Raw genomic sequence first — 13,564 nt, 5'->3', positions numbered from 1 at the left:
GGTAACGGACCACGGCGGGCCGGCGAATGTGGTTACCGGCACGTCGGCCCGGCCGGCGAACCACGGCCCAGCGCTGCTCCATTCGGATTAATCTCAGCGATGTGTTTTGCGTCGCGTCGGGCCGGGCGCGCGGCCGTCGAACTGGTCCGGACCACTGCGGGGACCAGCGTCGACCGCGCGACTCCGCAGCTCATGGAAGGATCGCCGGGCGCACGTGGTTTCCTTGCGGCGCCTGGAACCCCTGCCCCGAGCGCGATCAGCCGACCTAGGATGCCCGGGTGCCGCAGCACCTCTCGCGCGCCGCTTCGGCGCTGGACTGGCGGGGTGTCGTCGTGCCCGACGTCGCCGCCCTCGGCCAGCGCGTGTCGGCCGTTGTCCGCGTGCGGCAGGACGTCCACGCCTGGCGGAAGCGCAACGGCTGGCCCCCGAACCCGTCGCCGTCCTGGTTCCGGACCTGGCTGGAGCCCGCCGTCTACGACCAGCTACCCCTCGCCGCGGTGGAACTGGTCGGGGTGCTGGTCACCGAGTCGACGGTGCGGCGGGCGCTGCGGTCCTGCGGCACGCTGATGACCCTGGCACCGTGCGCGGTGGTGCTGCCCGAAGGACCACGGGACGATCCGTGGCCGCTCATCGAGCTGGATTACTACGGGATCGGCGTGGTCCGCGTGGACGGTGACCTGACCGCGCGGGTGGAGGTGCCGCCGGAGAACCGCGCCGCCGAGTTCGGCCCCTCGCTGTTCGGCCGGTGGTTGCTCGAGGTGCTCTACGACCGGGTGGTGCGCGCGGCGGTGGCCGAGGCGAGGGCACGGCAATAGCTCGGTGGGTGCGTGGCGCCGGCCGGGCGTGCCGCGCGACGCCACGCACCCATCGTCGTCCAACTGTCCTCGACGCTCGTCAGGCTTCGGGCTCGGCCGCCTCCGGGGAACCCAGCAGCAGGTAGCCCTCCCACTGCTGGTCCTCGGCGTTCCACTCGACGCCCTCGCCGGGCTCCAGGGCCCGCACCACGCCGAAGGAGTGCGGCCAGCGGCGCACCGCGTCGGAGAGCCGCACCCGCACGTAGGCGTCCGGGCCGAGTTCCTCGTCGCCGGGGCCGACGAAGAAGAAGCCCTCACGGTCACGCTGGACGTCGGTGAGCTCTTCCTCGCCGGTCACCACGGCCCGCTCGACCACGGCGACACCGTCGGCGGCGACCCCTTCCGGCCACAGGCTCTCGTCCAGGTCGGTGCACAGCTCGGCCGCGTCGGTTGTGTCTGGCCGGGGGCCGACCCGCCAGCCGTTGTCGTCCCAGTTCCAGATCGCGACCTGACCGGGAGGCACGTCGCGGAGCACCGCGACGTGCGGCCAGGCGTGCAGGACGTCGGCCAGGGTCATGCGCTCCGTCTTCTCGCGGGCCGTCCCCGGCCCGTCGAAGCACCACGTCCCCTCTTCGTCACGCGCCACGCTGACCAGCGGCTGGCGCAGTTCGACGAGGTCCACGGCGACCTGCGCGGGGGTGTCAGGTGGGCTGTCCAGTTTCCAGTGCTCGATCACAGGCACCACTTGATCCTCGTCCCCGCAGTCCATGACCACAACCGGTGCGGCCGTATCCGCGCGCCGGACGGCGCGGTCAGCCGGCTCGCGGTCAGCGAAACCGGGTCGGCGAAACCGGGTCGGCGAGGGTCGTGCGGTCAGCCGGGGTCGCCCGCCGGCACGTCGCGGAGCAGGGCGCGCAGACCGTCGGCGTCCAGCAGGTCGGCGGGCCGCAACGTGCGGTTGTGCCGCACGTAGTGGAACGCGGCCCCCACCTTCTCCAGCGGGGTACCGGACAGCGCCGCCCAGGCCAACCGGTAGGTGGCGAGCTGGATGGTAAGCGCGGGCAGGTGGTCCGGACCGGGGACGGCGCCGGTCTTCCAGTCGACCACGGTCCACCCGCCGTCCGGCTCGGCGAACACCGCGTCCATCCGGCCGCGCACCAGGATGCCTTCGATCTCCGACTCGAACGGCACCTCCACGTCGTGCGGCATGCGCTCGCCCCACTCGCTGGCCAGGAACGCCTGCTGCAGCTCGACCAGGTCGGCGTCGGGCGGGGCGTCCGCGTCCGCCGCACCGGGCAGCTCGTCCAGGTCGAGCAGCCGGCTGGCGCCGAAGCGCTGCTCCAGCCAGGCGTGGAACTGGGTGCCGCGGCGGGCCGCCGCGTTCGGCGGCATGGGCAGCGGGCGCCGCAACCGGCGGGCCAGCGCGCCCCGGTCGCCGGCCAGCTCGACGAGTTGGCTGACCGACAGGTGGTCGGGCAGCGCGATCCGCTCCCGCCGGCTCGCCGCCGCGGCCCGCTCGGCGAGCAGCACGTCCACGTCCCTCGCCCAGCCCTCCGGGTCGGCGTCCGTATCGGCGTTCGGGTCGGCGCCCGGATCTGCATCCAGGTGGGCGTCCGGATCGGAGTCCAGGCGCGCGTCGGCGTCCCGGTCGGGGCCCGGGTCCGTGGCGCCGGGCGCGCCGGCGGACGGTTCATCCGTGCCAGGCCCGGTCGGCGCGCCGGCCGGTTCGGGCGTGCCGGGCCCGTGCCCGTCCAGTTCGGACAGTGCGGCGCGGACCAGCGCGGCGCCCTCGGCGACCGCGGCGCGGCGGTCGCCCAGCGGATCGACCGGCCAGCTCGCCGTGCGGGCATGCTCGGTGAGCGGGTTGCGCTCGTCCTCGCCCGGCAGCTCCGCCCAGTGCTCCACCACGCCGATCGCCCCTTCGCCGGCGGCCAGCGCGTCGCGGACCTCGGTGAGGAACTCCGACGGCCCGCGCGGCTTCTCCCCGGTCTCGCCCCACCAGTGGCCGGAGAGCAGCACGGTCTGCTCGGATCGAGTGAGCGCGACGTAGAACAGCCGGCGCTCCTCCACCAGCCGCCGCTCCTCGAACTCGTCGGCGTGCCTGCCGAGGGCCTCGTCCACCTCCTTGCGGTTGTCGTCCGAGGACAGCCGCAATTCCGGCAGGTCGGCGGCGTCGCCGCGCAGCTCGGCCGGCAGCTCGGCCACCGAGCGCAGCCAGCAGGACGACTTGCGACGTGCCGGGAACACCTCCCGCACCAGGTGCGGCACCGCGACGACCCGCCACTCCAGCCCCTTGGCGGAGTGAACGGTGAGCACCTGCACGCGGTCCTCGGCCACCTCCACCTCGCCGGGCGCCAAGCCGTCCTCGGCACGCTCGGCGGTGGCCAGATAGTCCAGCAGCGAGGACAGCGTGGCCGACGGGCTCGCGGCGGCGTAGTCGGCCACCACGTCGGCGAACGCGTCCAGGTGCGCCCGACCGGCGCCGCCGGGCCGGGCCATCGCCTCCACGTCGAGCAGCAGGGTGCGCTCCACGTCGGCGACCAGCTCGGGCAACGGCTGGTCCAGCCGGCGGCGCAACGCGGCCAGCTCGGCGCCGAGCTGCCGGATGCGCCGGTAGCCGTCCGCCGAGTAGGCGGCCCGGTCGCCCGGGTCGTCCACCGCGTCCACCAGGCCGGCCTGCTCGGCGTGCTCGCCGGGCAGCGCGTCGGCGATGACCGCGAACGGGTCGTCCGGGTTGCTGGTGCCGTCCCGGCTGGCGACGAGTTGGCCGGCCCGCTGCCACAGCGCGGCCAGGTCGGCGGCGCCCAGCCGCCAGCGGGAGCCGGTGAGCAGCCGGGCGGCCGCCGTGCCGGCGAGCGGGTCGACCAGCACGCGCAGCGCGCTGACCAGGTCCCGCACCTCGGGTTCGTCCAGCAGCCCGCCGAGGCCGACCACCTCCACCGGCAAGCCGCGGTCCCGCAGCGCGGCGGCGATGCCCGCCATGTCGGCGCGGCGGCGGACCAGCACGGCGGCGGTGGGCGGCCGGCCGGTGGCCTCGACGTGGGCGGCCCAGCGGGCGGCCATCGCGTCGGCCACCCACGCCACCTCGGCGCGCACGTCCGGCAGCAGCGCGCAACGCACGTCGCCGCGGCCGGCGCCGTCCCGGGCGCGCAGCTCGTCCACCTCCAGGCCGGCGGCGCGCAGCGGCGCGGACACCGCGTTGGCCAGGGTGAGCACCTCGGGCGGGTTGCGGAAGCTGGTCAGCAGCCCGTACCGGCGGGCCGGGACCAGCCCGGGGAGCTGTTCGACCGCGCCCTGCCGGCGCGCCTGGGGAACCCGGCCGCGGGGAAAGTCCGTGGTGAACCGGGGCAGGTTCGCCGCGCTGGCACCGCGCCAGCCGTAGATGGCCTGCGCCGGGTCGCCGACCGCGGTGACCGGGAGCGGCTCGCCCCGGCCGAACAGTTCACGCAGGAGCACCCGCTGGGCGTGCCCGGTGTCCTGGTACTCGTCCAGCAGGACCGCGCCGTAGCGTTCCCGCTCGCCGCGCACCACCTCGGGGTGCTCGCTGGCCAGCCGGGCGGCCAGGGACATCTGGTCGGCGAAGTCGACCGCGCCCTCCCGGCGCTTGCGCTGCGCGTACGCCTCGACCAGCGGCAGCAGAGCGACCCGCAGCCGCTGGGTGTGCACCACCGCGCGGAGCCGCTCCGGCAGTTCGGCCCGCTGTCGGGGCGCCCGTGGCGCGTTCTCGATCAGCGCGCACAACCGGTCGGCGTGCGCGCGCAGCCGCTCGGGCTCCACCAGGTGCTCGGCCAGCTCGCCGGCCAGCGCGAGCAGGTATCCGGTCACGGTGGTGGGCACCCGGTCGGTGTCCAGGTCCTCCGTCCATGTCGCCACCACGCGGTGGGCGAGCTGCCAGGACGCGGTCTCGGTGAGTACCCGCGCGCCGGGCTCCACCGGCAAGCGCAGCCCGTGCTCGCCGACCAGGCGGCCGGCGTAGGCGTGGTAGGTGAGCACGGTGGGCTCGCCGGTGAGCACCGCCGCTCTGCGCTCGCCGCTCGGGTCGACGCGGTCCAGCAGGCCGGAGCCGGCCAGCCGGCGCAGCCGGGCCCGCACCCGGTCGGCGAGTTGCCGCGCCGCCTTGCGGGTGAAGGTGAGGCCCAGCACGCGGTCCGGCGTGACCAGCCCGTTGGCCACCAGCCACACCACCCGGGCCGCCATGGTCTCCGTCTTGCCGGCGCCCGCGCCGGCCACCACCAGCGCCGGTTCGACGGGTGCGGCGACCACAGCGGCCTGCTCGGCGGTCGGCGGCGGCAATCCGAGCGCCGCGGCCACCTCCTGCGGGCTGACCACCTCGGACGGCGGCGCTTCCACGGCGGTCACTGTCCCACCTGCTCGTCCGCCAGCCCGCCCGCGGCCGTGATCGTGTGGCGAGCACACGCCCGAGGTACCCGGGTCACGCCCCACGCCACGGTGCCATGGCCGCTCCGACTGCCGCGCTCTGCCCAACGCATCAGGGAACCTGCCTTCCGGACGGGTGCAACGGGCAGCTCGTGCGGGCCGGGCAGCGGGGGCAGTCGGCGTTCTCCGCCGCGGTGTAGCCGGGGCCGGTGCAGGACTCGGCGACCCGCTGCACCACGGCCAGCCAGGCGTGCACCGACTCCTCGTCCAGCGGGGGCTGCACGCGCTCCGCCGCGCCGGTCTTCTTGTCCTCCTTGGACACGTACAGCAGGCGCGCGCCGCCCGGCTCGGTGCCGGCGCCCAGTTCGGCGAACGCGCCCAGCGCGGTGGCGAGCTGGTAGACGGCGAGCTGCGGGTGCTCGGCGGCCTCCCTGCCGGTCACCGGGTTCTTCCCGGTCTTGATGTCCACCACGACCGGGCGGCCCTGCTTGTCACGCTCCAGCCGGTCGACCCGGCCGCGCACCCGCAGCCACGGGCCGGGCGTGCCCTCCGCCTTCGGCAGGTCAACGGACAGCGCCCGCTCGACGGCCAGCTCGTCCAGCTCGCCGCGGCTTGCGACCAGCCAGGCGCGGAACGCCTCGACCATCCGCTCCACCCGGCGCCGTTCCCGCCGGGAGAACCACGGCGCGCCCGCGTCCACCGTGGCCCACGCGCGGTCCAGCATGTCCCGCAACGTGTCCTCATCGGCGCCCTCGGCCGCGGCCTGGGCGAGCGCGTGCACCAGCGTGCCGGTGATCGATGCCAGCTCGGCGACGTCCTGACCGCCGTGCCGCTCCACCAACCAGCGCAGCGGGCACCTGGTCAGGGTTTCCACAGTGGACGGTGAGACGCCGACCCGGTCGTCGCTGCTCCACAGTGGAACATCGGAGGACACCTCGGGAAGCCCGTACCAGGTGTCCGGGTGGGCGCCGGGCACCCCGGCGTCGGCGAGCCGGGCGAGCTGGCGGGCCGCGCGCCGCCGCCGGGCCGGCTCCGCGCCAGGGTCGCAGACCACCCGCCGCAGCTCGCCGACCAGCTCACCGAGCACCAGCCCGCGCGGCGGGGTGTACAGCGGGCGGACCGCCGCGTCCGGGTCGGCGCCGGTCCCAGCCAGCTCGTCGAGGAACCGGGACGGCTGCTCCTCCTCCCCGCGCACCGCGCTGACCAGTAACGTCCTCCGCGCCCGGCTGGCCGCCACGAGCAGCAGCCGGCGCTCCTCGGCCAGCAGCGGGGCGGTGGCGGAGACCATGTCCTCCGGGTCGATCCCGGCCAGCAGGTCGACCATCCGCTCCACGGCCAGCAGCGACCCGCGCAGCCGCAGGTCCGGCCACACCCCCTCCTGCACGCCGGGCACCGCCACGACCGTCCACTCGCGACCGCAGGACGCGTGCGCGGTGAGCAGGGCCACCGCCTCGCCCTGCGGGGCGGTCGGGGCGAGCGAGTCACCAACGATCTGCTGCGCGGACAGGTAGTCGGCGAACCCGGCGATGTCCGCACCGGACAGCCGGTCGGTGTAGCGGGCCGCCGCGTCGAACAGCATGACCACGGCGTCCAGGTCACGGTCGGCCTGCGCGCCGGCCAGCCCGCCGCGCGCCGCCTGCGCCACCCACCGGTGCTCCAGCCCGCTACCCCGCCACAGCGACCAGAGCACCTCCTCCACGCCCGCACCGCCGGCGATCGCCTCCCGGGCGGCGCGCAGCAGCGCGGCCACCCGCCGCGCCGGTGCCGCCTCGGCGTCGTCCAGCGCGGCCAGGGTCTCGTCCGTGGCGAGCGCCTCGACCAGCAGCTCGCCACTGGACCGGTCGCCGCCGGAGGCCAGTTCCAGGCGGCGCAGCCCGCGCCGCAGCCGGCGCAGCGCGAGCGGGTCGGCCCCGCCCAGCGGCGACTCCAGCAGCAGCGCCGCGGTGTCCTCGTCCAGGGTGTCCGGTGCGGCGGCGGCACGCAGCAGAGCCAGGAACGGGCGCACCGCGGGCTGCTGGGCCAGTGGCACCTCGTCGGCCGGCACGGCGACCGGCACACCGGCGGCGAGCAGCGCCCGCCGCAGCACCGGCAGCGAGCGGACCGTGGACCGGACCAGCACGGCCATCTCCGCCCACGGCACGCCGTCCAGCAGGTGCGCGCGGCGGAGCTGGTCGGCCACCCAGCTCGCCTCCTGGGCGGCCGAGGCCAGCAGCCGCACCTGCACGCTGCCCCGGCGGTCGGCCGGGCCGTCCAGCGGGCGCGGCGCCGAGCCGGGCAGCCGCTCCGCGAGCCGCCGCACCGCCTCGCGCACCTCGGCGGACATCCGGTGGTCGGCGGTGAGCACGACGGTGTCCTCGTCCCCGGATCCGGACTCGGCGAACAGCCGGGGGTCGGCGCCGCGGAAGGAGAACACCGCCTGGTCCACGTCGCCGGCGAGGACGAACTCGGCCGCCGTGTCCCCCAGCCGGCGCAGCAGGTGGTACTGCTGCGGGTCGAGGTGCTGGGCGTCGTCCACCAGGAGGTGCCGCACCCTGGCCCGCTCGGCGGCGAGCAGTTCGGCGTCGGTGTCGAAGGCGAGCAGCGCGCTGGCCACCAGCTCGGCGGCGTCCAGGGCGGGCGCGGCGGCCTGCGGCGATTCGGTGCCCACCGCCCCGCGCAGCAGGGTGACCTGCTCGTACTGCCGCCAGAACCTGCCGGCGGCGACCCACTCGTCCCGGCCGTGCTCCCGGCCGAGGCGGACCATGTCCTCCGGGCCGAGGCCGCGCTCGGCGGCCCGCAGCAGCAGGTCGCGCAGCTCGGCGGCGAAGCCGGGCAGGGTGAGCGCGGCGCGCAGCCGCTCCGGCCAGTACTCGGCGCCCAGCTCGACGTCGCCGGCCAGCAGCTCGCGGATCACCGCGTCCTGGTCCGGGCCGGACAGCAGCCGCGGCGGCGGCTCGCCGTGCAACACGGACTGCAGCCGCAGCACCGCGAACGCGTAGGAGTGCACCGTGCGGACCAGCGGCTGCCGCACGGTACGCAGCCCGCCACCGGACTGGCCGGCGGCGAGCAGCGCGGTGATCCGGGCGCGCAGCGCGCTCGCCGCCTTGCGGCTGTGGGTGAGCACGAGCACCTGCTCCGGGTCCACCCCGCGGCGCAGCACCCGGTCGGCCGCGACCTCGGCGAGCAGCGTGGTCTTGCCGGTGCCCGGGCCGCCGAGTACCCGCAGGAAGCCGCCGGGGTGCGCGAGCACGCGGCGCGCGGACGCGTCCCAGTTCCGCCGCTCGGCGGGAGCCGGCGGGCGGCGGACCAGCAGGGGCGCGGGCGCGGTGGTGACCACGTCAGGGATGGAACCATGCCGGCCCGACAGGACCGGCGCGCGGCTCGCCCATTCCGGTGAGCCGGTCCGCCGTTCGCGCCGCGCGGCGGCCACGCGGACCGCCGCACGGCGCGGGAACGACGCGGGTCAGCCGGTGTAGCCGGCGAAGATCCTGGCGAACTCGTACGGCTGCTGGCTGATGTTGGTGCACTTGTACAGCGCGCCGGTGCAGGCGTTGGCGTCCCGACCCTGCTCCCAGAACGACAGCATGCCGAGGTGCACCTGCCTGGCGAAGGAGACCAGCGCGCGGGCGTCCTGCTGGGAGAAGACCTCGTTGCCGGAGTCGTTGACGCCGATCATCGGGGTGACGCCGACCATCTGCCACGCGGTGGCGTCGCCCACCCCGAACACCGACTGCACCTGCGCCTGGGTGGCCTTCGCCGCCTGGATGGCCTTCGCGCCCATGTCCGAGGGGCCCTGGTAGTAGTCCATCGCCATGATGTTGACCAGGTCGACCTGCACCCCGGCGTTCCTCGCCGCGCGGAGCACGTTGAGGCCGTCGCCGGTCAGCCCGGTGGGCAGCACCGGCAGGGTGAGCGAGATCTTCAGCCCGGGGTTGTTCCGCTGCACGGTGGCCAGCGCCTGGGAGCGCCGCTGCACCGACGCCGGGTCGGCCACCGCCGCGCCCTCGATGTCGAAGTCCGCGTACCGCAGCTGATACGCCTTGACCACCGCGTCGTACTCGGCGGCCAGCGAGTTGGCGTCGCCGCAGGCCTGGGCCAGCTCGATGCCGGAGGCGCCGCCGAAGGAGATCTTCACGTCCCCGCCGGCCGCGCGGATCTTCCTGATCTCGTCGAGCTGCCAGCCGGAGCGCGGGTCGTAGGCGTTGAACCAGCTTGCCCTGCAGCCCGCCGAGGTGACGAACGCGAGGGTGAAGCTCTTCACCCCGCCGGCCTGCGCCATCGCGGACAGGCTGGGCGTGGGCCACTCGCCCATGTCCACGTACGGGGCCACCTTCGGGCCGGCACCGGCCGCCCAGCTAGGCGCGGCCGCGCCCAGCGTCACCACGGCCAGCGCCGCGGCGGTCAGGGCGGCTAACGCGCCGAGCACACGCCGCAGCCGTCGGGTCGGAGATGTCATGGCGAACCTCCTGGGGGTGCGGTCCTCCCCTGCACTTGGCGGCGGCTACAGGGTCACGATTGGTATAGACCAAAATCTCCGGCCACGCCAGGAGGCGTTTTCACAGTGAATGACCTGCTCTTGACAGCCCGGTCTTTGGTCTAGTCCACTTACGCGCTGAGATCCTCGAGCCGGTCCGACCGGACTTCCTGGCCGCCGCTTCCGTACCCGATCGGCTCACCCGCCAGCGGGCCGCGACGCCCGCTCCCGTACGGAGGACCCGATGAGAAACGTGCGGCGGAACCTTCTCGCCGTCCTGGGGGCCGGCGCGCTGATCGTGGGCGCCGCCGGGCTGGCCGGCGCGCAGGGCACCCCGAACGCGACGCCGCGGGCCGCGGTCAACCCGGTCACCGCTTCGCCCTACCTCTACCTCGGCTGGGGCAACCCGCCGGACCCGGCCTCGGTCATGAAGGCCACCGGGATCAGGGCGTTCACCATGGCGTTCGTGCTCTCCGACGGCGGCTGCAACCCGAAGTGGGACGGCAACCGGCCGATCACCGGCGGCGCCGACCAGGCCACGATCGACAAGATTCGCGCGGCCGGCGGCGACGTGATCGTGTCGTTCGGCGGCTGGTCCGGCAACAAGCTCGGCGAGCACTGCGGCAACCCGAACGCACTCGCCGGCGCCTACCTGAAGGTGATCGACGGCCTGAAGCTCAGGGCGATCGACATCGACATCGAGAACACCGAGTTCACCAACCCGACCGTGCAGGACCGGGTGCTGGGCGCGCTAAGGATCGTCAAGCAGAAGAACCCGGCGGTCCGGGTCGTCGTCACGTTCGGCACCACGACGACCGGGCCGGACGGCGACGGCCAGCGGCTGATCCGGCGCGGTGCCCAACTCGGCGCCAAGGTCGACGTGTGGTCGGTGATGCCGTTCGACTTCTCCGGCGGCGGCGACATGGCGAGGTACACCGAAACCGCGGTCGACGGCCTGCACGCCCAGGTGAAGAGCGCCTTCGGGGTGTCCGACGACCAGGCGTACCGGATGATCGGGCTCTCCTCGATGAACGGGAGGACCGACAACGCCGGGGAGACCGTGACGCTGGCCAACTTCCGCACCATCCTCGGCTACGCCCAGCAGCACCACCTGGCCCGGTTCAGCTTCTGGTCGGTCAACCGCGACCGGCCGTGCGGCGGCGGCGCCGGCGGCGACGCGTGCAGCGGCACCAGCCAGCAGCCGTGGGACTTCACCAAGGTCGTCGCCAGGTTCACCGGCTGACCCGCCTGCCGACCCGGTCACCGGCCGGCACGGGTGCTGCTCCCGTACCGGCCGGCGGCGCGCCAGGACGGCTGTCCCGGCCGGGATGCGTGCCGGGGCGCGCGCCCGCCGGCGGGCCGGGCGCGCGCTGTCGGGGGTCGGTGCCAGTCTTGCGGGCATGGACGAGGCGACGGTGGAGAGCGTGCGCGCGGTGGTGGCGGCGATCCCCGCGGGGCGGGTGGCCACCTACGGGGACGTGGCCGAGTTGGCCAGGGCGCCGTCACCCCGGCTGGTCGGTCGGGTGCTCGCCGAGGACGGGCACGACATCCCGTGGCACCGGGTGATCCGGGCGGACGGCACGCCCGCGCCGCACCTGGCCAGGGAGCAACTCTCCCGGCTGCGCGGCGAGGGCGTGCCGGCCGTCGACGGACGGGTCGATCTCCGCGGCTACCGCTGGCGGAAAGCACGGCCGGCGGAGGCGGCCGGCCTGTTCGAGTTTGGCTGACGGGGCGCCGTTACGCGGCTTCGCGGTAGCAGCGGGCGTCGTGGTAGCGGCGCAGGATCGCGTCGATCAGCCGGGGGTGCGCGCCGATCGGCCGGGCCACCACGTCGGCTCCGGCGTCGGCCAGCGAGCGCTGGAACAGCCCCGGCGCGAGCAGCCAGGACGCCACGGCCACCCGCTGGCGGCCGTCGGCGCGGCAGGCCGCCACGGCGTCCGGCACCCGGGGCGCGGCGGTGGTCACGTAACCGAGCCGGACCGGGCCGCCGGTGTGGGCGGACAGCAGGGTCGCGGCCCGGCGCACGTCGGCCAGGGCCCGCGGATCCGACGATCCGGCGGCGGCCAGCACGACCGCGTCCCCGCGCCGCCACCCGGCCTCGACCAGCCGGTCGTACACGGCCGCGGTGAGCGCCGAGGCCGGGCCGAGTGGGGCGCTGACCACCACGCCGTCTTGGCCGCTGTCCGCCACCTGCGCCGGCACGTCGACCCGCACGTGGTAGCCGGCGGCGAGGAAGGCGGGCACCACCACGGCGGGGCCGCGCACCGCGCGCAGCACGTCCGCCACGCCGGGACCGCGCACGTCCGCGTAGGCCACCTCGACCGCGACGCCGCCGAGCCGGTCGCGCAACGCGGCCGCGATCGCGTCGATCTCCACCGCACCGGCCGGGTCGCGGGTGCCGTGCGCGACGAGGACAAGCGTCATCCCCGCACCACCGTGGCGTGCTCGACAGCCAGCCGGTAGCCGCGCTTGACCACGGTCTGCACCAGGCGCGGCTCGCCGAGCGCGGCGCGCAGCCGGCCGACGGCGGTCTCCACCGCGTGCTCGTCGCCGCCGCGCTCGCGGCCCGAGTTGCCGCGCAGCGCGAGCAGCAGTTGCTGGCGGGAGACCACCCGCCCGGGGTTGGCGACCAGCGCGCGCAGCACCGCCATCGGAGCTGGCGGCACCGGGCGGATGTCCCCGTCCACCAGCACGGCCTGGCCGCGCACCTCCACGTCCCTGCCGGCGATGCGCAGCCGCCGTGCCCGGGCCGGAAGCTCGAGAGCGAGCGCGCGGACCAGCCCGCCGAGCCGGGCCCGCTCCGGCTGCACCGGTCGGATGCCGACCCTGGCCAACGGACCGGCGGTGATCGAACCGACGCAGGCCACCAGCACGTCGGAGCGCAGCGCGTCCAGCACCGCGTCGTACCGGCCGGTCTCCCGCGCCCGGGAGAGCAGGTTCGTCGCGGCCGGCGCGCTGGTGAACGTGACCGCGTCCAGTTGCCGGGCGACCGCGGCGTCCAGCAGCCGGTCCAGCGGTGCCGCGTCGTCCGGGCCGGCCCACCGGTACACCGGCACCTCGACCACCTCGGCGCCGGACCGGCGCAGCGTGCTGACGAACCAGGGCAGCGGCTCGCCGTGCAGTTGGACGACCACCCGCCGACCGTCCACTCCGGACCCCAGCAGGTGGTCCAGCACCTCGGCGTTGCTCTCCGAGTCCGGCGACCAGGTCTCCACCAGCCCGGCGGCCCGGACCGCTCCCCTGGCCTTCGGGCCGCGGGCGACGACCTTCGCGGCCTGCAGCCGGCCGAGCAGCGGCGCACCCAGGCCCCACCCCTCGGCGGCCTCCATCCAGCCGCGGAAGCCGATGCCGGTGGTGGCCACCACGACGTCGACCGGCTGCTCGGTCACCGTCCTGGTGGCGGCGAGCAGTTCGGCGTCGTCGGGCAACGGCACGATCCGGATCGCCGGGCCGTGCAGCACGGCGGCGCCGCGGCGTTCGATCAGCGCGGCAAGCTCGTCCGCCCGCCGCGCGGCGGTGACGCCCACCGTGAACCCGGCCAGCGGCGGAACGTCCACATCGGACGCGACCGCGGTCGTTGTCACCTCAGGCCCACCTGCACCCATTCGTCGACCACCCGCACCGGGTAGACGGGAACGGATACCTCGGGGTTGTCCACGCAGACACCGGTGCGCAGGTCGAAGGCCTCCTTGTACATCGGCGAGGCCACCACGGCGACGCCGCCCCGATCCCCGACGATGCCCCGGGACAGCACGTTCGCCTCGGAGAACGGATCGGTGTTGGACACCGCGTACACCTCATTGTCGTAGGTGCGGAACAGCGCCACCTGGCTGCCGTCCGGCAGCAGCGCGGCCACTCCGCGTTCCGGCAGCAGCGCGGTGATCCGGCAGACCTGCACCCAGGTCTCGGTCCGCTCGACCAGCGCGGTCATGATTCCGCC

Annotated in this window: 10 protein-coding genes; 3 read left to right on the top strand and 7 right to left on the bottom strand. The window is 75.4% G+C overall.

Annotated elements, in window-relative coordinates; genetic code table 11:
* Positions 1-278 precede the first annotated feature (278 nt).
* Complete coding sequence (locus FFT21_RS08315) at positions 279-815, top strand: hypothetical protein (RefSeq protein WP_137813172.1); 537 nt, start codon at positions 279-281, stop codon at positions 813-815.
* A 79-nt stretch (positions 816-894) separates the two neighbouring features.
* Here the strand turns inward: FFT21_RS08315 and FFT21_RS08310 are convergent, their stop codons facing one another.
* The 4 genes from FFT21_RS08310 to FFT21_RS08295 form a co-directional block, all read right to left on the bottom strand.
* Entirely contained in the window at positions 895-1,536 is a 642-nt protein-coding gene (locus FFT21_RS08310; RefSeq protein ID WP_137813171.1) for a hypothetical protein, read from the bottom strand.
* A 131-nt stretch (positions 1,537-1,667) separates the two neighbouring features.
* Complete coding sequence (locus tag FFT21_RS08305) at positions 1,668-5,153, bottom strand: ATP-dependent helicase (protein ID WP_225978210.1); 3,486 nt, start codon at positions 5,151-5,153, stop codon at positions 1,668-1,670.
* 130 nt (positions 5,154-5,283) lie between these two features.
* Positions 5,284-8,487: an ATP-dependent helicase gene (locus FFT21_RS08300; protein ID WP_225978209.1), complete on the bottom strand. Its 3,204-nt coding sequence runs from the start codon at positions 8,485-8,487 to the stop codon at positions 5,284-5,286.
* Positions 8,488-8,613: 126 nt separating this feature from the next.
* Entirely contained in the window at positions 8,614-9,606 is a 993-nt protein-coding gene (locus FFT21_RS08295; protein WP_137813170.1) for a chitinase, read from the bottom strand.
* 262 nt (positions 9,607-9,868) lie between these two features.
* On the opposite strand from FFT21_RS08295, the gene FFT21_RS08290 reads away from it, so the two are divergent.
* Entirely contained in the window at positions 9,869-10,867 is a 999-nt protein-coding gene (locus tag FFT21_RS08290) for a chitinase (RefSeq protein WP_137813169.1), read from the top strand.
* A gap of 157 nt (positions 10,868-11,024) precedes the next feature.
* Positions 11,025-11,351 (top strand): MGMT family protein, encoded by a 327-nt coding sequence (locus FFT21_RS08285; protein ID WP_137813168.1) that lies wholly within the window; start codon positions 11,025-11,027, stop codon positions 11,349-11,351.
* 10 nt (positions 11,352-11,361) lie between these two features.
* Here the strand turns inward: FFT21_RS08285 and FFT21_RS08280 are convergent, their stop codons facing one another.
* The 3 genes from FFT21_RS08280 to nirD are packed head-to-tail and all read right to left on the bottom strand — an operon-like array spanning position 11,362 to position 13,555.
* Positions 11,362-12,048: a sirohydrochlorin chelatase gene (locus FFT21_RS08280; RefSeq protein WP_137813167.1), complete on the bottom strand. Its 687-nt coding sequence runs from the start codon at positions 12,046-12,048 to the stop codon at positions 11,362-11,364.
* Positions 12,045-13,208, bottom strand: a complete 1,164-nt coding sequence (locus tag FFT21_RS08275; RefSeq protein ID WP_225978208.1) for a uroporphyrinogen-III synthase — start codon at positions 13,206-13,208, stop codon at positions 12,045-12,047. The genes FFT21_RS08280 and FFT21_RS08275 overlap by 4 nt, the downstream gene beginning before the upstream one ends.
* Complete coding sequence (gene nirD / locus FFT21_RS08270; RefSeq protein ID WP_137813165.1) at positions 13,205-13,555, bottom strand: nitrite reductase small subunit NirD; 351 nt, start codon at positions 13,553-13,555, stop codon at positions 13,205-13,207. The genes FFT21_RS08275 and nirD overlap by 4 nt, the downstream gene beginning before the upstream one ends.
* Positions 13,556-13,564 lie beyond the last annotated feature (9 nt).

The sequence above is a fragment of the Gandjariella thermophila genome (assembly GCF_005405885.1).
In the GTDB taxonomy this organism is placed as follows: Bacteria; Actinomycetota; Actinomycetes; order Mycobacteriales; family Pseudonocardiaceae; genus Gandjariella; species Gandjariella thermophila.
This window is presented reverse-complemented; position numbering and strand designations above follow the sequence as displayed.